General features: G+C 48.6%; 17 protein-coding genes and 1 tRNA gene. 6 read left to right on the top strand and 12 right to left on the bottom strand.

Going from position 1 to position 18,744, the window contains the following annotated elements:
* The first annotated feature begins 489 nt into the window (after window positions 1–489).
* Window positions 490–1,245 carry a carboxypeptidase-like regulatory domain-containing protein gene (locus tag HHL17_RS01285; protein ID WP_169223005.1) on the top strand — a complete coding sequence of 252 codons (756 nt, stop codon included), beginning with the start codon at window positions 490–492 and terminating at the stop codon, window positions 1,243–1,245.
* A gap of 75 nt (window positions 1,246–1,320) precedes the next feature.
* Window positions 1,321–1,641 (top strand): hypothetical protein, encoded by a 321-nt coding sequence (locus HHL17_RS01280; RefSeq protein ID WP_169223004.1) that lies wholly within the window; start codon window positions 1,321–1,323, stop codon window positions 1,639–1,641.
* A gap of 203 nt (window positions 1,642–1,844) precedes the next feature.
* On the opposite strand, the gene HHL17_RS01275 is transcribed toward HHL17_RS01280, so the two are convergent.
* Together HHL17_RS01275 and HHL17_RS01270 are read right to left on the bottom strand one after the other, a co-directional pair.
* Window positions 1,845–1,916, bottom strand: a tRNA-Arg gene (locus tag HHL17_RS01275).
* Between the two features lie 48 nt (window positions 1,917–1,964).
* The gene (locus HHL17_RS01270) at window positions 1,965–2,531 is read right to left on the bottom strand and encodes a MarC family protein (protein WP_168871203.1); all 567 of its coding nucleotides are present in this window, start codon (window positions 2,529–2,531) and stop codon (window positions 1,965–1,967) included.
* A gap of 64 nt (window positions 2,532–2,595) precedes the next feature.
* Between HHL17_RS01270 and HHL17_RS01265 the strand changes: the two genes are divergently transcribed.
* The 4 genes from HHL17_RS01265 (at window position 2,596) to HHL17_RS01250 (ending at window position 9,591) form a co-directional block, all read left to right on the top strand.
* On the top strand, window positions 2,596–3,180 hold the full coding sequence (locus HHL17_RS01265; RefSeq protein WP_169223003.1) for a helix-turn-helix domain-containing protein: 585 nt from the start codon (window positions 2,596–2,598) through the stop codon (window positions 3,178–3,180).
* 128 nt (window positions 3,181–3,308) lie between these two features.
* Window positions 3,309–6,518, top strand: a complete 3,210-nt coding sequence (locus HHL17_RS01260; RefSeq protein ID WP_169223002.1) for a SusC/RagA family TonB-linked outer membrane protein — start codon at window positions 3,309–3,311, stop codon at window positions 6,516–6,518.
* 20 nt (window positions 6,519–6,538) lie between these two features.
* Window positions 6,539–8,125: a SusD/RagB family nutrient-binding outer membrane lipoprotein gene (locus HHL17_RS01255; protein ID WP_169223001.1), complete on the top strand. Its 1,587-nt coding sequence runs from the start codon at window positions 6,539–6,541 to the stop codon at window positions 8,123–8,125.
* Between the two features lie 164 nt (window positions 8,126–8,289).
* Window positions 8,290–9,591, top strand: coding sequence for a DUF5690 family protein (locus tag HHL17_RS01250; protein WP_169223000.1), 1,302 nt, complete (start codon window positions 8,290–8,292; stop codon window positions 9,589–9,591).
* 62 nt (window positions 9,592–9,653) lie between these two features.
* Here the strand turns inward: HHL17_RS01250 and HHL17_RS01245 are convergent, their stop codons facing one another.
* The 10 genes from HHL17_RS01245 to HHL17_RS01200 form a co-directional block, all read right to left on the bottom strand.
* On the bottom strand, window positions 9,654–9,860 hold the full coding sequence (locus HHL17_RS01245; RefSeq protein WP_169222999.1) for a Sec-independent protein translocase subunit TatA/TatB: 207 nt from the start codon (window positions 9,858–9,860) through the stop codon (window positions 9,654–9,656).
* Between the two features lie 132 nt (window positions 9,861–9,992).
* Window positions 9,993–10,550: an alpha-ribazole phosphatase gene (cobC, locus tag HHL17_RS01240; protein WP_169222998.1), complete on the bottom strand. Its 558-nt coding sequence runs from the start codon at window positions 10,548–10,550 to the stop codon at window positions 9,993–9,995.
* Window positions 10,532–11,311: an adenosylcobinamide-GDP ribazoletransferase gene (locus tag HHL17_RS01235; protein ID WP_169222997.1), complete on the bottom strand. Its 780-nt coding sequence runs from the start codon at window positions 11,309–11,311 to the stop codon at window positions 10,532–10,534. The genes cobC and HHL17_RS01235 overlap by 19 nt, the downstream gene beginning before the upstream one ends.
* The gene (gene cobT / locus HHL17_RS01230; protein ID WP_169222996.1) at window positions 11,308–12,351 is read right to left on the bottom strand and encodes a nicotinate-nucleotide--dimethylbenzimidazole phosphoribosyltransferase; all 1,044 of its coding nucleotides are present in this window, start codon (window positions 12,349–12,351) and stop codon (window positions 11,308–11,310) included. Before cobT ends, HHL17_RS01235 begins: the two co-directional genes overlap by 4 nt.
* Before the next feature lie 8 nt (window positions 12,352–12,359).
* Window positions 12,360–12,875 carry a bifunctional adenosylcobinamide kinase/adenosylcobinamide-phosphate guanylyltransferase gene (locus tag HHL17_RS01225; RefSeq protein ID WP_169222995.1) on the bottom strand — a complete coding sequence of 172 codons (516 nt, stop codon included), beginning with the start codon at window positions 12,873–12,875 and terminating at the stop codon, window positions 12,360–12,362.
* Window positions 12,876–12,935: 60 nt separating this feature from the next.
* Complete coding sequence (locus HHL17_RS01220; protein ID WP_169222994.1) at window positions 12,936–14,267, bottom strand: DUF5074 domain-containing protein; 1,332 nt, start codon at window positions 14,265–14,267, stop codon at window positions 12,936–12,938.
* Between the two features lie 135 nt (window positions 14,268–14,402).
* Window positions 14,403–14,999: a DUF6580 family putative transport protein gene (locus tag HHL17_RS01215; protein WP_169222993.1), complete on the bottom strand. Its 597-nt coding sequence runs from the start codon at window positions 14,997–14,999 to the stop codon at window positions 14,403–14,405.
* 17 nt (window positions 15,000–15,016) lie between these two features.
* Entirely contained in the window at window positions 15,017–16,957 is a 1,941-nt protein-coding gene (locus tag HHL17_RS01210) for a TonB-dependent receptor (protein WP_169222992.1), read from the bottom strand.
* A 98-nt stretch (window positions 16,958–17,055) separates the two neighbouring features.
* Window positions 17,056–17,706, bottom strand: coding sequence for a tetratricopeptide repeat protein (locus HHL17_RS01205; RefSeq protein ID WP_169222991.1), 651 nt, complete (start codon window positions 17,704–17,706; stop codon window positions 17,056–17,058).
* A gap of 64 nt (window positions 17,707–17,770) precedes the next feature.
* Window positions 17,771–18,676, bottom strand: a complete 906-nt coding sequence (locus HHL17_RS01200; RefSeq protein WP_169222990.1) for an EamA family transporter — start codon at window positions 18,674–18,676, stop codon at window positions 17,771–17,773.
* Between the last annotated feature and the right edge of the window lie 68 nt (window positions 18,677–18,744).

The raw sequence follows: 18,744 nt of genomic DNA, 5'->3' as shown, positions 1-18,744 counted from the left end.
AGGATTTAATTCAGATTTTGGTTATCTAGCTCGCATGTTTCAAATATAGCTAAAACCCTGCTATTCAACATAGCACGTTGGTGTTATAGAAAAGTTTACAGAAGATACGCCTCAGCGCAATGGGAAATATCATGCGAAAATTTTGGAGAGTGCGGCAAATATCGAAGCGTTTCTGGCGGATGTTAATGCGGGACATATTGTTTGCCACAACACGGTAGTTTTACATCACTATCCGGAACATAATCACCGGATACATCCAGCGAAAGCTAAACCCCAGAAGTTATTTGATCTAAAGTCTCATTGAGGAGAGTACACCATATTGTGTAATAACGCCAGGTTGCATGATCATAAAGGACTAGTAACGTTACCCCCAATAACAAAAGCGCCCGTTCAGCTTTCTGAACGGGCATTTTTTATCCCGACATGACGAAAGAGCCATCTCTTTTATCCATCAGATTTTTTATATTAGAATGAACTGATATCCCGCTTATGAAAAGAACGATTACTGTTTCTATTCCCAAACCCTGTCATGAACAATGGGATAGCATGTTGCCCGGTTGTGGTGGTAACTATTGTCAACAGTGTGAGCAGACAGTTATTGATTTTAGTTTGTTATCCGATCAGGAGTTACTGGATAAACTAGGAAATTCTTCCGGAAATATTTGTGGCCGGTTTGATATTTCTCAGGTTGGCAGAGAGATCCATGCAGAGGGAAAAATTCATCCGTCAATATTACCGGCGTTTGCATTATCTACTTTGTTATCCATCATTTTTCCTGATGTGATAAAGGCGCAACAGGTAGATACCACTACCCGGGTAAATACACCTCTTCCTTGTGATACTTCCTGTGTGCCATTTGAGTTTTCCGGAAGAATACTCGATGCGGAAGATCGTACACCCGTCCCCGCTGTTACCATTAAATGCATGGGTAAGCCGGGTGTTGGTACATCTTCTTCATCGGAAGGAAAGTTCCGTGTTGCAATTCCACCGGGGTTGCAGCATAAATACCCTGTATTTGAAATCAGTGTGATCGGATATGAAAGGCAGTCCATTTTATTGAATGGACAGACTGGGGCCGGGCCACAGGAAATAATGCTAAAGCGCTCGGTTACAGCATTAAATGAGTTGGTCGTTACCGGTGTTGGTTACACCCGGCACACTGTTACCATGGGAAGTATTTGTATCATCCGGAAGAGGTCATGGTGGCAACGGTTTTGGGATCATTTCAGAAGACACCGGCACTGAATAGAATAGCGCTATTTCCGTTGCTGATACGCCAATGCGTGGCCAGTGCTTAATTTTACAGAAAACCCAACCCATATGAAAAAGCTAATCTTTGTATCCGTCCTTTCCCTTTTATTGGGATTCACTCCTTTTTCTAATGCCCATCCTGTAGAAGCCACAGCCAGCCTAACGGCAGCAAGAACACAGGATATTTGGTTTGAGATTACTTATAAAACATCCGGACTGTATGTTATGCAGGGTATTATATCTGTAAACGGAATTTTTAGAAACTTTAACTACGGCGGAATTATTATTCAGGCCAATATTGGCGACAGTTATGCGGCTTATGATGCATTTTTCCAGTATAGTGATAGCGGCACCATAACCAGCGAGGCAATGTTTGTCCAGCTTCATTAAACAAAAAAAATCCGCCGGTCATGGTCGGTGGATTTTTACAACTTTTGGGGTACGGTTTGGGGTACACCGGGGTACAATTTGGGGTACATTTTTTCTTAATTCCCCTTTACTCCATTTTACCGTTCTTTCCGCTGAAACCCACGTCCGTAAATGAAAAACGCCCAAACTTAGTAAAGCTAAGTTTGGGCGAATTAATCTTTTAGTAGCCTCGTCAAGAATCGAACTTGAATCTGGAGCTTCGGAAACTCTTATACTATCCATTGTACTACGAGGCCAAAAGGGAACGCGAAGGTACATTTTCTCCGGAATAATCCCAAATTACATTAAAGATTGATATTACTTTTAAAAATTTTTACCGCAATAGCCAGCAGGATAACCCCGAAAAACTTGCGGAGCACCATCAGCCCGGCCTTTCCCAGTAGGCGTTCTATGTAGTTAAGGCTCTTAAGGACCAGGAAAACAATGAGCAGGTTGAGTACGATACCCGCCAAAATATTGTATTCCCCGAAGTTGGCTTTGAGCGACATAATAGTGGTCAGTGTCCCGGAACCAGCTATCATAGGGAAAGCAATAGGCACGATGCTGCCGGATTTAACATCCTGGCCACTCTTGAAAAGTTCGAGCCCCAGGATCATTTCCAGGCCTATCACGAAGATAACGATGGAGCCGGCTACCGCGAATGAATGCACGTCCACACTGAACAGGCGAAGAAACTGCTCGCCAACCAGCAGAAACAGCACCATCAGGAAGCCTGACGCAAGGGTGGCTTTGCCGGCGTCTATATGCCCCAGTTTTTCTTTCAGGGACACCAGCACAGGGATAGAGCCAACGATGTCTATGACGGCAAATAACGTGAATGCAATGGCTAGAATTTGGTCGATACTGAACATGCGACAAATATATAACGTAATGCATTAGCTTTCTCTCCCTATATTTGTCCCAAGACCGACCTATATGACCGAGGACATTATCATTCAGATCAGTAACAGGATCAAGGAAAAACGGAAAGCCAAAGGCATCACCATACAGGAACTGGCCGATAAAGCAGAAGTCAGCAAAGGCCTTATCTCTCAGATTGAGAACAATCGCACCGTGCCCTCCCTGCTGGTGCTTATCAATATCATCCGTGCCCTGAACCTTGACCTGAACGAATTCTTCAATGAAATAGACCAGCAGTCACAACAATCCAAGGTCATCATCAAACAGAAATCCTCCTATCAGGAGTTTGAAAAGGAGCCGGCCAAAGGATTCCAGTATAAAAGGATACTCACCAAAAATGTAAAACATTTCCCGGTGGATATCGTAATGCTGGAATTAAAGAAAGGCGCCCGCCGCTCCCAGATCGTTAAGACCGATGCCTATGAATATAAATATATCATCAAAGGCAGCGTGGAATACCTGATCGATAATGAGAAATATATCCTCGAAGAAGGCGACTCCCTCTTCTTCGACGGCCGCCTGGGCCATAAACCCGCCAATATCGGCGAAGACACTGCACAGATTCTCGTCGTGTATTTCTTCCTCGAAAGTGAGAAGTAGATAGTAAACTTTTCTGACGAGTTATATACAAATACTTAACGTTAAATTTAGTATAACTTAACATTCCCATCATATTCGAACTTAACCTTTGCATGGTAATAAACATTACCCCCCTAATCTAAATTGCCATGCAATCAAACCTACGACAGGCACTTACGCAGTTATGTGCCCTGCTCCTGCTTTTGCTGAATGTAACAACAGCAACAGCTCAACAAGCCATCACCGGAAAAGTCCTTTCCGCCGGCGACAACCAACCGGTTATAGGCGCTACTGTAAAAGTAGTCGGCGCTCATAGAGGCGCAGTTACCGATGCCAACGGTAGCTTCAGCATCTCTGCCAACGGTACCGATATCCTGGAAGTAAGCTCCATCGGCTTCCTGACAGGAAAATATCCGGTCAACAATCACAACTTCGTATCAGTGCTCCTGCAGCAGGATAAAAAAGCGCTCGACGAAGTGGTGGTAACGGCACTGGGTATACGTAAAGAAGTAAAAAGGGTAGGCTACGCCGTGCAGGAAGTAAAAGGCGCCGACCTCGTAAAAGCCCGGGAACCAAACCCTATCAACGGTCTGGTAGGTAAAGTGGCTGGCCTTACGGTAGGTGCTTCTGCTGAACTGCTGGCCTCTCCAATGGTACAGCTCCGTGGTAATAATATCAATCTCTATGTGGTGGATGGAGTACCTATCAACTCCGATACCTGGAACATCTCCCCGGATGATATCGAAAGCTATACTGTCCTGAAAGGTGCCACCGCCTCTGCACTCTACGGCTCCCGCGGCCTCAACGGCGCTATCATGATCACCACTAAAAAAGGTTCCAAAGATAAAAGAGGGTATTCCATCGAATTCAACTCCAGCACCATGTTTGAAAGAGGCTTCAACGCTATCCCGAAAGTGCAGGACCTCTATGGCCCCGGTGACCACGGTAAATACGCCTTCGTAGACGGCAAAGGCGCCGGCGTAAACGACGCTGACTACGACGTATGGGGACCAAAATTCGAAGGCCAGCTCATTCCGCAGTACGATAGTCCTATTGATCCCGCTACCGGCAAACGCACCGGCACTCCCTGGACTGCACGTGGTAAAAACAACCTGCAACGTTTCCTCCGTACTGGTATGCTGAGCACCAATAACCTCGCGGTTTCTGCTCACACGGATAAAGCCGATCTGCGCTTCTCCCTGTCCAATTCCTACCAGAAAGGTATTGTGCCTAACACGGCGCTGGATATCGTCAATTTTAATATCTCTGCAGGATATAGCTTCTCGCCCAAACTGCGCCTGGAAGGTTATCTGAACTACAACCGTCAGTCCAGCGATAACTTCCCGGATGTGACCTATGGCCCTAACAGCCTTATCTATAATACCGTTATCTGGGCTGGCGCTGACTGGAGCATGGACGACATGCGCAACTACTGGCAGCCAGGAAAAGAAGGTATCCAGTCCATCTACGCTGAATACCAACGTTACCACAACCCCTGGTTCATGGCCTACGAATGGTTGCGTGGCCACCACAAAACAGACCTCAACGGCTACGCTAAACTGACTTACAAACTGTCTGATAAACTGGAGCTGATGGCCCGTACACAGGTGACCAGCTACGATCTGATCCGCACAGAGAAGATGCCGTTTTCCGCACACCCTTACGGCCGTGAAGAAGGAAAAGGCGACTACCGCGAAGACAAACGTTCCCTGTATGAAAACAATACGGACGTGATGGTTTCCTATGCCAACGTGTTCCCTCACAAAATTGGTGTGAGAGCCTCTGTAGGTGGTAATGCCCGTTCGTATAAATATAATTCCAGCTTCGTTTCCACTAACTACCTGAACGCTCCGGGATGGTATGGCTTCGGAAACTCCCGCGATCCATTGTATGCTACCAGCTACAGCGCACCCATGCTGGTGCTCAGCGCTTACGGTTATGTGGACATCGACCTGGGCAAATACGCCACGGTGTCCCTGACCGACAGGCTGGACAAAGCTTCCAACCTGCCGGTAACGCATAACACTTATTCCTACCCGTCTGTTTCACTCAGCACGGTGGTATCTGATTATGTGCACCTGCCGGAAGTGATCTCCTTCCTGAAATTCCGTGGTTCTTATGCCAACGTAAAAGGTGGTTTCACCGTACCTACTATCGGTGCTACGCCGGAAGCCAACTATCCGCTGGGTTATGGTACAGAATATCAGTCTTCGTATGATGGTCCCCGTTATAATATGCCGGTATACAGCGTATCACCGGTATATGGTAACCAGGCCGCTGCTTATTATGCCCGCGTGATCGCCAACCCTGACCTGCAACCCTTTACCAGTAAGGTAACAGAAGTAGGTATGGATCTCCGGTTCCTGAAAAATCGTATAGGCGTGGACGCTACCTACTTCACCAACCTCAACGGACCCCGCATTTACACCCTGTTGCTGGCGCCCAGCACCGGTGACTCTGCTTACCTGGTGAATGGGGTAAACACCCGCAAAACCGGTTATGAAGTATCCATAAATGCTACGCCAATTAAAAACCCGCGTGGCCTTACCTGGACTGTAACCGCCAACTGGTCTACCTTCCAGGAGAAATATGTGAGCATCTACGGTGATTATAATAAGCTGAATGCTTATATCGGCGTGGGTGACCGTGTTGATAAATTCTTCGGTACCAAGTTCGTAAGAACACCCGATGGCCAGATCATCAACGGTCCTGATGGTCGTCCGATCGTGAACCCAACACAACAATACCTCGGTAATGCCAGCGCTGACTGGGCTTGGGGTATCAACAACAGCTTCAGCTATAAAGGCTTTAACCTCAGCTTCCAGTTTGATGGCCGCGTAGGTGGTCAGATGATCGACTATATCCAGCAACAGACTTTCCGTGGTGGCCGTAACATCCTTACTACGGAAGGTGCTATGGGAGATGCCCGCTACCAGGATTATAAAGGCGTGAAATCATGGCAGGGAGAAGGTGTGGTGATCACCAACAATGTGCCCATTCAATATGATAATAACGGAAAAGTTACCAACGCAGACAAACTTCAATTTGCACCCAACACTACCAAAACCTTCCTGCAGGATTATATCAGCGTATACTACAAAACCAACGAAGCTAACCTGATCAGTAAAACTTTTGCCAAACTGCGCGAAGTAACATTGGGTTACACCCTGCCGGAGAGCTTGTTGAGAGGAACATTTATCCGCTCTGCCAATGTCTCTTTTGTAGGTAGAAACCTCTTGTATTTTGCCAAAAATAAGGATGTGGACCTGGACCAGTACCCTGGTGCCGATCAGGGCTCTTCCACACTGCAAACACCTACCACACGCCGGTTTGGTTTTAACGTTAATCTCACTTTCTGATCCGCTTAAACATGAATTGTATGAAATCACTGAAAATAGTTGCCTTTGCTGCGTTGGCCGGTATCGCCTTCAGCAGTTGCAATAAAAAGTTTGAAGATTATTCCATCAATACGAATAAACCCGCGAAAGTTCCGCCTAGCCTGGTGTTAGGAGGTATTCTGGGAGATATGAATGCAGACAGGCCATGGAGCGTGGTGATGCGCTGGAACCAGTTTGACTGCTGTAACTATAACTACTATGGTGATCAGCGCTATGATTGGAACGGGGCTGATTTTGCCAGCTATTTCTCGCTTACCAACGTGCAGCAGATGGAAACAGAAGCTGTCCGGCTGGGTGGCAAAGACGTGAATCCATATACTGCTTTGGGTAAATTTGCCCGTGCCTTTTTCTACTACCGGTTGTCCAGCCTCGTAGGGGATGTGCCGATGAAGACTGCCTTGCAAGGCAAAGACAATATTGCGCCGACGTACGACGCGCAGAAAGCAGTGTTTGTACAAATACTGCAATGGCTGGAAGAAGCGAATACACAGTTGGCCGCACAGATAGCCAATCCCGATAAATCCAATACAGCAGAAGGACAGGTGCTGAAAGGTGATTTTTACTACGGTAATGATCTCACCAAATGGCAGCGTACCGTAAATACGTTCCGTTTGCGTGTGTTGATAGCGCTGAGTAAAAAAGCAGGGGATGCGGATATTAATGTAGCGCAGCAGTTTAATAATATCGTTAGTAATCCTGCTAAATACCCGTTGATGGAAGCGATGGACCATAACATGCAGTTCATCTACAATAACATCAACAAGTATCCGTCCAACCCGGATAACCTCGGCTTTGACGCTACCCGCTACAATATGTCGGCTACTTACCTCAATACACTGGTAGGGCTCAACGATCCAAGGGCTTATGTTACCGCTGAACCGGCCACCAAACAGATCAATGAGCTGCATAAGCTGCCTTCAGATATCACAGCTTACGTAGGTGCTTCTTCCGGTGAAAGCCAGGAAGATATGTCCTCCAAGATGTCTAACGTAGATACCGCCGCTTATTCCCTGCGTAGCAGAAGCCGTTATTATAGCAGCTATGCTGCCGAACCCGGTGTGATCGTCGGTTACCCGGAACTGTGCTTTAATATGGCGGAAGCCATTGCCCGCGGATGGACCACCGGTGATGCGGAAGCCTGGTATAAAAAAGGCATCAAAGCTTCCCTGGGTTTTTATGGCATCCCTACAGGAGCGGCTGGCACTGTCAGCAAAACGTATAAGGGTACACGTTATGATATGCCTTTTGATTTTGAGAATGGTTATTATCAGCAGGCAGCTGTTAAGTACCAGGGCAACAACGCACAGGGCCTGACACAGATCCTGACGCAGAAATACCTCGCTTTCTTTGAGAACTCCGGCTGGGAGGCGTATTTCAACTGGCGCCGCACAGGAGTGCCTACCTTCCTGACAGGTGCAGGTACCGGTAACAGCGGTGTGCTCCCGAAACGTTTCAAATACCCGGATACAGAGAGATCTGCCAATACCGTTAACTGGACCGCTTCGCTGAAGAGCCAGTTCGGTGGTACCACAGATGATATCAACGCCGCTATGTGGCTCGTGCAATAAGCAACACAACATAAAGCCTGATGGCCCGGACGGATTTCCCGTCCGGGCTTTTTTTATGCCAGCCGTACTATACCATTATTTAGTAATACTTAACAATTAGTTCAGTATTGCTTAACAATTAGTTTACATTGGATAGGCACCTTTGACCCAAATATTGAATGGAAATGCTGACTATTCCCTGGATACAGAAGCGGCTGGAGCGGGCGCCGAATGTTGTTTTGTCTTTGTACGCTGCGCTGGTGGCCTTCGGGACCTATTCCTGCATGTATGCTTTCCGGAAACCGTTTACGGCAGGCATATTTGAAGGGCTTTCCTTTTTAGGGGTTGACTATAAGATCTGGCTCGTGATCAGTCAAACGATTGGGTATGCCTGCAGTAAGTTTTACGGCATCCGTTTTATTGCGGAAATGAAGGGCAGCAACCGGGCACAGTATATCATTACGCTGATCCTGATTTCGTGGGTGGCATTGCTGGGCTTTGCCCTGGTGCCGGCGCCGTTTAATATAGCCTTCCTCTTTATCAATGGTTTTCCGCTGGGCATGATCTGGGGGCTGGTGTTCAGTTACCTGGAAGGCAGGCGTAGCACGGAGTTTATGGGGGCTGTATTATCCATCAGTTTTATTTTTTCTTCCGGCTTTGTGAAATCCGCCGGTAAGATGACCATCATATCCTGGCATGTATCGGAATCCTGGATGCCTTTTGTAACGGGATTATTGTTTCTCGTGCCTATTCTCATTTTCATCCTGCTGCTGGAGCAGATACCGCCGCCAGGTGCGGAAGACGTGCAGATGCGCACGAAAAGAGTGCCCATGAACAAGCAGGAGCGCAAGCGTTTTTTACAGACATTTCTGCCTGGCCTGGTGCTGTTGATTGGCAGCTATGTATTGCTGACCGTGCTGCGCGACATGCGTGACAACTTCGCTGCCGACATCTGGAAAGACCTGGGTTATGGTGCAGACACCGGCATCTTTACCCGTACTGAAATACCCGTGTCTGTTGCCATTATTGCCATTATGGGAATGCTGGTTTTTGTGAAGAACAACTATCAGGCATTTATGCTGAATCATCTGATCGTGATTTCCGGGTTCCTGATAGCGCTCGTGAGCACGATGGCTTTCCGGCAGCACCGCCTGGACCCTGTATGGTGGATGACACTGACGGGATTGGGATTATATATGGGATACATTCCTTTCAACTGTATTTTCTTTGAGCGGCTGATAGCGGTGTTTAAATACGCCAGCAATGTGGGTTTTATCATGTATGTGGCTGATTCCTTTGGATACCTGGGTAGCGTGGGCGTGATGTTGTTCAAAAATGCCAGTCATCTGCCCCTGTCATGGAGCCAGTTTTTTGGAGATGCCGTGTTAGGCGTATGTGTCACGGGAATTGTGATGATGGTGGTGTCTTCCTGGTATTTCAAAAAAAAGTATAACGGTGACAGCCTCAAACTAGGGATGGTGAACTAATAAAAAAAAGCGAAACCGAATATTTCAGTTTCGCTTTTTTAATAGCTTTATTATTCACGTATTTATGCCTTAGGCGCTTCTTTAGAGTCTTTTTTGGGTTCATCTTTGGCATCTTTGAACTCACGTATGCCACTACCCAAACCACGCATTAACTCAGGTATCTTTTTACCACCAAACAAGAGGAGAACTACCAGTGCGATCAGCAGTAATTCTTTGATACCGATTTCCTGCAGAAACAAAAACGGAATATTCAAAAGTGATGTTGCCATTATAAACTGTTTTTTATGGTGTGCTTTTAATATACGGCGATTCCAGACATAAAGTTAGCACGAAATCAGAGTTTTTTCGACTTTTGCCGATATATTTGAGAATTTTAATCTAATTCTCATAAATACAATATATTACGAATTATAAAAAATAACTTTTATATCTCCGTTCTCTACTTGTAGTTGTGAAATTCGACCATATTGGACCTTCAGATCGAAGGAGTCGACAAGGGGTGTATTAGTGGCGTGGGCCAGAATTGAGCGGATGACTCCGCCGTGTGTGACCAGCACCGCATCATTACCTTTTTCAATGATTTCTTCTACCACCGCCATCGTGCGGATATAAAGCTCTTCATAACTTTCGCCCTGCGGTACTTTCGCCTGCACAAAATCATCGGCCCAGGTTTGCAGTTCTTCCTTGCCAATGGCTTCCCAGGCCAGCATTTCCCAGGCGCCGAAATTCATTTCTTTCAGTCGTTCGTCGGTAATGACATCGTTGCCAAAGAGCGTGGTAGCCAGTTTATGGCAGCGTTGTAACGGGCTGCTATACACGTCGAAAGTGCCTTCCGGCAGTTTAGCCTTTACAGCAGCAGCTTCGGTTTCAAAAGTATCGGCTACGTCAATATCTGAAAAACCGTAACAGATGCCGCTTTCGATAGCGGGCGTAGTATGTCTTATGAGGTATATTTCCATGCGAGAATGCAAAAGCACAAATATATGACTGTTTCGGAAACCTGTTGTACCGCCCCGAGGCAGTCACCGGTATAACCACCAATCCATTTGCTCATCAGGCGGGCCATGTACCAGCGTACCAGGAACAGCGCCGGCAGTATGAGCAGCAGGGCATAATTACCGGTGAAAGCAATCACCGCAAGCAGGGGCAACAGCCCGAAAGCGCCTGCCAGTATCAGGTCCGGTAGCAGAATACCTTTAGATACAGGCTTGGCCTTGCTGTCTTCATTTTCCCTGACATACTGATGGGTATAAATAATGCTGACGGCCACAAAACGGCTCAACGGCTGCGCAATGATCACCGCCAGCATCACTTTGTTGAGCGTGAGCGGTATCAGGCAGATATATTTCATGGTCATCAGCAGTAACAGCCCCAACATGCCATAGGTACCGATGCGGCTGTCTTTCATGATTTCCAGTATCTTTTCTTTCGTCCAGCCGCCGCCGAAACCATCACACATATCGGCAAAACCATCTTCATGAAAAGCGCCGGTTACCCAGATGCTGATGATAATAGACAACAAGACCGCTACCAGCCGGGGAGCAATATCGCCGAAAGCATATAGCACGGCCAGCATAAAGCTGCCAGTGATCCAGCCTACCAGCGGCAGGTAACGGGTGGCTTTATTGAGCATTTCCGAACTATATGGCGCGCTAACGGTAACGGGTATACGTGTGTAAAACATGATGGCGGTTAGCAAGAGCTGCCACTGTTTTCTCATATCGTACGGTTTGAAACCTGGGCGCTGTTAAAGCTGGCCATTTCGCGGAGAAAAAGTACAGCGCTTTGGATTACAGGAATAGCCATGGCGGCGCCGGTACCTTCACCGAGGCGCATATCCAGCTCCAGCAGTGGTTTTACGCCGAGGAACTGTAACATGGCCTTGTGGCCTTTTTCTTCTGAGCAATGCGCAAACACACAATAGTCTTTTACGGCAGGTTGCATGGCTACGGCGGCGAGCAGCGCGGATGAAACAATAAACCCGTCGATCACCACCATCATTTTTAAGGCGGCAGCCTGTATGATGGCGCCGGTGATCATGGCAATTTCAAAGCCGCCATAGGTGGCCAGTGCCAGCTCCGGAGTGGGTGGTTTCAGATGATGGGCGAGCACCTGTTGCAGTACGGCTTTTTTCTGTGTCAGCTGCTGGGCATTGCTGCCGGTACCGGTGCCTACGCAGTCGGCAATGGATATGCCGGTAAAATGGCTCATGAGCAAAGCTGCGGAGGAGGTGTTGCCGATACCCATTTCACCGAAACCGATGATATTGCAACCAGCGTCATGGGCCAGCTTCACTTCCTCGGCGCCGGCGGCCATGGCCAACCGGCACTGGTCCGGTGACATGGCAGGGCCATGCAGGTAATTCTGCGTACCACAGGCAATCTTACGGTCATGCAGCAGCGGGTGGGCCGGAAACTCGTGATTAACGCCGGCATCAACTACAGTCAGCTGCAACTGGTGCTGCCGGCAGAACACATTGATGGCGGCGCCGCCCTGCAAGAAGTTATAGACCATCTGCGCGGTAACGGCCTGTGGAAAAGGATTTACCAGTCCCTCAGCGGCAATGCCATGGTCGCCGGCAAAAACAATAAGGTGGGGGTGACGTAATTCGGGTGTAAGGCTGTTTTGGATCAACCCGGCCTGTAATGCCAGTTGTTCCAGCCTGCCCAGGGAACCGGGCGGTTTTGTTTTCTGATCGATCTTGTCCTGTAAGGCTGCTTTCAGCTCTTCGGACAAAGGGGAGACGACAATCTGCATCATGTTATATTTTATAGGTCTCTTTTCTTTATTACAACCGGAATACCGGAAACCATTAGTACGACGGTGTCGGCTATACGTGCAATGTATTGGTTGGCCCAGCCCTGAAGGTCTGTGAATTTACGGCCAACGGCTGTTTCGGCATGCAGTCCCATACCCAGTTCATTGGTTACAATGAGGAAATGCCCCGGTAGCTCCCGCAGCGCGTCGATCTCCGCTTGCAGCGATGCCAGTGCTTTGTCAATGTCATAATCGTGGAGCGTAAAAAAATTAGTGAGCCATAGCGTTACACAGTCTATCACCACGGTGTGTCCTGCCAGCGGCAGCCGGCTTACATACAGCTCTTCTTCGTAGTTAGTCCAGGAAGGGCCGCGCTCTGACTGATGCCGCCGGATACGTGCTGCAAAATCCTCGTCCCATATTTTGGCGGTGGCCACATATACCGGTGGCTGGCCGGAGGCCAGTGCCTGATCTTGTGCATACCGGCTTTTACCGGAACGGGCGCCACCTGTAACGAGTGTGATCATGATAAAAAGAAAACGCGCTGTACATGACGGCATTCGTCATGTACAGCGCGTGCTGTTTAATTAGTTATTGAATACGGGAATAGCCGGGAAGAAGTAGCCGGTGTATGGAATGCTCTTCACTACAGCGCCGGAAGTGGCGTTATAGATAAAGAGGGTGTTCTTTTCAAAGTGGGTGCCATAGCCGGGTTCTACGCCGGTAGCCACCAGGGTGTTGTTGGCCGGGTTATACCGGAAACCGGCGCCATACAGCTCTCTGTCTGCCGGTAAGGTAATGAAAGGTGTCTGCAGGGAAGCAGCATTACCGGGCTGGTATTTATAGATTTCTTTACCATTGATGCCCCAGTCCTTGGTTTTGGCAATGAATACGGCATTTTCAATGGTGGAAGCAGTGATCATTGTCGCGTTCCAGGCTCCCCATGCGCCATATACCGGGAAGGGCAGTGCGGTGGTGTTAACCGCCAGCGTAGTGGAATTGATAGCATAGAGGTTCTGGCCCTGGCCTGCCCAGACAGTACCGTCCGGAGTGACGGCCAGTCCGATGTCTGCTTTTACCAGTGTGGCCGCAATGCTGAAGTTATTGGCATTGAGTACCACGATACCGGCTGACTCGGACATCACAAATACATAGTTGCCGGCTTTCACCATACCGCCCACCTGGCCGGTGATACCGGCAATTTTGGCGCCGATGGCGAGTGATCCGAGATCTACCGGATAAACGCCATCCGTGGTGGAAAGCAGGCCGGTGCTGTTGTTAACGGGACAGAATGCGTTAGCAGAGGCTGGCGGCTGCGCGGTACGGCCCAGCTCTTTCATGGAATGGGCATCGGCAGCTACCATCGGAGCATCTTTGGATACCATATAAATCCGGTTATTGAAAATAACGCCATAGTCTGCAGTGGTGCCCAGCTTTTTACCAGGGTTCTCCCGCTGGAAGATGTTCTGGTACAGGGTATCATCTCCGTAGCGGTAAAAGTTCACGTCTGCATTTGCATGACCAAACCAGCCTTCATTAAGAATGAAAAAACCGTTGTCATACTTGTCTATTACTTTAATACGGTAGAAATAGGAGTTAAGGCTGTTGCCTGCGCTTACCTTGAAGGAGATCGTATAGTCGCCGGAAGCGGTAGGCTTAAAGGTATAGATGGAATCGGTGCCTGCGGTTACCCCGTTTACCAGCCAGAGGAAAGTAGGCTCTTTGGCGTTAATGAGCTGGGGACGTAATACGCGGGTATCACCAACGGCAATGGTGTCTTTACCATCTTTGAGTCCGGGGTTGCTGATAACAGGGATGACCACTTCTGCCACATTATCTTTCTGACAGGCGGAAAAAGTCAGCAATGCAGCTGCTGCCAGGAGAAAGAGCTGTTGCAAACGGCATGTAAATCTACGCATGGTACGATTGTTTGTTGGGTCTAAATATTTAGAGATTTAGCTACTGCTATAGTGCTGGTTATTTTTATCTCTATAAAAACAACCGGTGCTCTATAACAATAATTAAATCTCTAAATCAAAAAGTGAGGAAATATTTTAGTGAGCCAGACGCAGCTTACGTTCTACGATGGCATAGCTGCCGAAGAAAATAGCGCTGTATACCAGAGTCCCTACCAGGAAATACTTCATGAAAGGAATAGCCAGGATATAGCATTTGGTCAGGCCTGCCATGTCTCTGGTAAATGGCAAACCAGTGGTGATATCAGTGGAACCGCTTACCCATACGCCGAAGTTGGATACCAGGAAGTGTACCAGTGCGCCTGCTACCGCAGCAACAGCGATACGGCCAACGCTCATCTTGCGGATCACCAGCTGGCCGATCAGCACAATGAAAACAAAGCTGATGTAGTTGGCAGCCCAGCCTTTGTACAGCAGGCCCTGCGCATATTCCCGGTGAAATACCTGCATCAGGATAACATCACTGAGGAATAAGGTCAGCAACGGAAAAGCATAGGATTTCCATTTTTCGGAGAATGCAGCTCCGCCAAACAGTGCCATCGCGCCTACAGGTGTAAACATGGCGATCGGTTGGAGAGTAGACTGATCAGCTCCCAACACTACTCGTATAATACCCGCTACCAGCATAAACAGCAGCAGTATACCAAACCGGGGATTAAGATTTTTTAAAGACATTATGTTGGTTTTAATGTTTACAAATTCAACACAACACCGGCGTTACAGTTAAACCGGCGGGAATTATAGCCAAGGATATCAAAATACTCATAATTGGTAATATTTCGGAACCCGGCATAAATTTTCAGCAAGTTACCAAATTTATACTCACCATAGAGGTCCAGGGTGTAATAATCTCCCATAGGCTTCGTTCCCTGGTAGCGCTCTCCGGTATACCGGAAGGAGGCACTGGTATACAGGGCACGGGTTACCTGGTAGCCTAAAGTCGCATTCACCGCGTGTTTGGGAATCCTGTACAAATTATACCAAGAGGTATCTTTCCCTTCCTTGCTGGTGTGCAAACGACCATCGGTATAAGCATAGTTGACGTTCAGGTCCAGCTGACGGGTAATGTGCCAGTCGGCCTCCACCTCAGCACCGTAAGCCCACTGTTTGTCGGCATTCACATAGTTGCTGGTAAAGAGGATCAGGTCCTTGGTACGACGGGCAAAGCCAGTCACCCGGAAATCCAGCGCCTGGTCAGCCACGGTAGCCTGATAACCGGCTTCATAGCTGATAGTGGACTCCGGCTTCAGGTCTTTATTGCCATATATCGATGTGTACAACTGGTACAGGGAAGGTATTTTATACCCAGATGATATATTAATAAATACTTTATGATTTTGACGAATGAGATAGGAAGGGTTAAAGGTGAAGGTTTGATTGTTACCATAGATATTATGGTGATTAAAACGGCCACCTGCTTCCAGGTTAAATCCGCCCAGGTTATGCAGTAACAGGGAGGCATACACGCTGGTCTGACGGGCATGGGTGCTGTCATCAGACAAGTGGGTGAATTCCATCTGCGGATTGAGGTCCCAGGGAGCGGGCTGGCCCAAACGCTGGTTGAACTGGTCCATATTGGCCGAAGAGAAGGCGCCGCCGGCTACCAGTCGTACGATATGAGAGGCATTCCAGTTCACATAGCTCTCTACCTGGTGGATATTGGAGGTGAAGTCAGACAGATCATACTTACTGAAGCCGCTGGGAGCAACGTACCCTGAATCATTCAGGATATGGCGTTTGGTGCGCTGATAGTTGTACAGCACATGCCAGCTGCCATTTTTGAACTGGTATTCGCTGCTGAACCCATTGAGCAGGTTGTTGGATTTGCCGGTATAGTCACGGTCATCGATAAAAGCGCCTTCGTCAAGATCGTGGCGGTAGTCGCTGTAGTTGAACAGGTACTGGAGCCGCCAGCGGGAAGTGGCTTGCAGGCCCAGTTTGGCGAATACGCTGTGCTGCCGGAAGCCGTCTTTATCGAAACCGGCTTTGCTGGTAGAGTCGTGGGCGTCGGAAAGGCCATCGGATGTTTCGTATTTGTAACCCAGCAGGTAAGAGAACTTGCCGGCATTGCCATAGGCACTGACGTTACCCAGGAAGCTGTTGTAGCTGCCATAGCTGGTATTGGCAGTTACACCGAATTTTTTATCGCTGTTTTTCCGGGTGATGATATTGATCACGCCGGCCACGGCATTGGAGCCGTAGAGGGTGGACTGGCTGCCGCGGAGGATTTCAATCCGCTCTACCAGTTCGGGAGAAATGAAGTTGAGATCAAAGGAATTGGCTATCTGGGAGGCGTCGCTCACCGGCAGGCCATCTACCAGTATCAGGGCGTTGCCGTTGGAGGCGCCCCGCATATATACTTCCGGCACCGTGCCCCGGTTGTTCTGGGCACCGTTGATGGTAATACCGGCTTGTTGACTAAGAATGGCGGCAATCGTTTTACCGCTGTTTTTCTCCAGGTACTCGTGGGTAAGGATGGTGACTACCTTACCGGTTTCACTGGCTTTTTGCGGACCTTTGGTGGCTGTGACAGAAACCTCGTTCAACTGGCTGATCCGGGGCACAGAATCCTGTGCTGTAGCGGAAAAGGGTAAAGAGAAGAGGAGGGGGAGTGTGTAAAGTTTCAAGTTCATAAGGGGCGAAATTACGAATTCGGCACTATGCACAAGATAAAAAAAGCAGGGCCGGATGATATGTCATCCGGCCCTGCTTTTTAAATATGATTGTCAGATCAACCAGGCATCCTGGAGATGTATTTGTCCATTTCCTTGATCTGGCTGACGATCTGGGCAGTAGTGGGCTTTTGCGCCTTGGCTCTGCGGAAGTATTCTTTAGCAGATTTGAAGTCACGGCGGCTCATCGCAATGGAGGCCAGGGTCAGCAGGGCGGCAGCGGTATTTTCCTTGTCAGGTAAACCCATGCGCACGGCTTTCTTCAGGTTCTGGTCAGCAGTTTTCAGGTCGTTCTTCTGGTAAGCGATGGTACCCAGCTGGAAGTACTGCATGCCTTCGTATTCCTTCATCGGGCTGCCGGACTCGATGCTCTGGCGGATAGTGGCTTCGGCTTTATCCAGGTCGTTGCTGTACATCGCCATGTTGCTTTGCATGAAGTAGTATACAGAACGGATAGGTTTATACAGCAGTTTAGGGAACTTCACTTTGTTCATGAGTGCAGTGGCGCGGTCTATATCACCGGCTTCCACAGCTTCCTGTACCATCCGCATCGGGCCAAACAGGAGGTGCGTTACAATACAGATAACGGCGATCAGCAGCACAACGGTCGCTTCCCACCATCCTACCGACAACCCGAGGGCGATGCCGGCTACCAATAACACGATCCCGATCGGGAAACGATATAGAATAAAAAAGTTAAATGCTTTCATGAAAAAACTGTTCGTAAGTCACTTGTTTCTAATAGCGGGGGCAAAGATAAATAAAAAAAACACCTCATGGGTTTAATAGTTCGCTTTTAGGCTGGACCACTTTCGGTTTTTTCAGATTGGCCGCCACAATGGCCGCCAGGATGATGAAAACGCCGGTTATCTGTACCGGGGTGACCATCTCGTGCAGGAACAGGGTGGCCGCAATAGTAGCTACCGGCAGCTCTGCGGCGCTGAGGATGGCGCCCAGTGATATGCCCGTTTGTGGCATCCCCTTGGAAAACAGGAATGGCGGCAATACCGTCCCGAAAAGCGCCAGCGGAATACCCCACATCCAGAGGGTGGTGGTGGAGAACCGGCCATTCCACAGGTAAACCGGTGGGAACAGCAGCGTGATGATCAGGAAAGCGCCGGTAACGATCCAGGCGCTCTTCAGTACCGGTGTGAGGGAATGCCCCACACGGCCGCTGACCACGATGAAGGTGGTATAGAAGAGCGCTGCCAGCACGCCAAACCCGATGCCCCGCCAGTCGAGGTGAAGACCGTTGTTGTTAAACAGCCCGCCGGCCAACAGGGTGCCACCCAGGATAAAGGCCACTGCCACCCACTGAATAGCGGTGGGCCGCTTTTTATAAATAAGCCATTCCGCCAGCATGCTCATCCAGGTAAACTGCATCAGCAGTATAATGGCGATACTGGCCGGGATATATTGTACACTTTGATAATAGGTGATGCTGACGAGGCCGGTAGAACTGCCCAGAATAAAACAGGTACGGGCCTCCCTGTTCTTCAGTCCATAGGTAGTGCGGCCTGATAAAAAGTGAAGCACCCATAACGCCAGCATTCCAAAGCCGGCCTGCACGCTGCATAGCTCTCCGAGGGTAAAGCCCTCATGGTAGCCCAGTTTAACGATCGTCGATAAAATTCCAAAGCTGCAGGCGCCCAGCAGCACCAGCAGAATACCTTTCCACATGCTGAATAGATTTTTAATTTTTTGATTTTCGATTTTGAGATTTAGTAATTCTCAAAATCGAAAATCAA

The organism is Chitinophaga fulva, from assembly GCF_012927205.1.
GTDB classification, from domain to species: Bacteria; Bacteroidota; Bacteroidia; order Chitinophagales; family Chitinophagaceae; genus Chitinophaga; species Chitinophaga fulva.
This window is presented reverse-complemented; position numbering and strand designations above follow the sequence as displayed.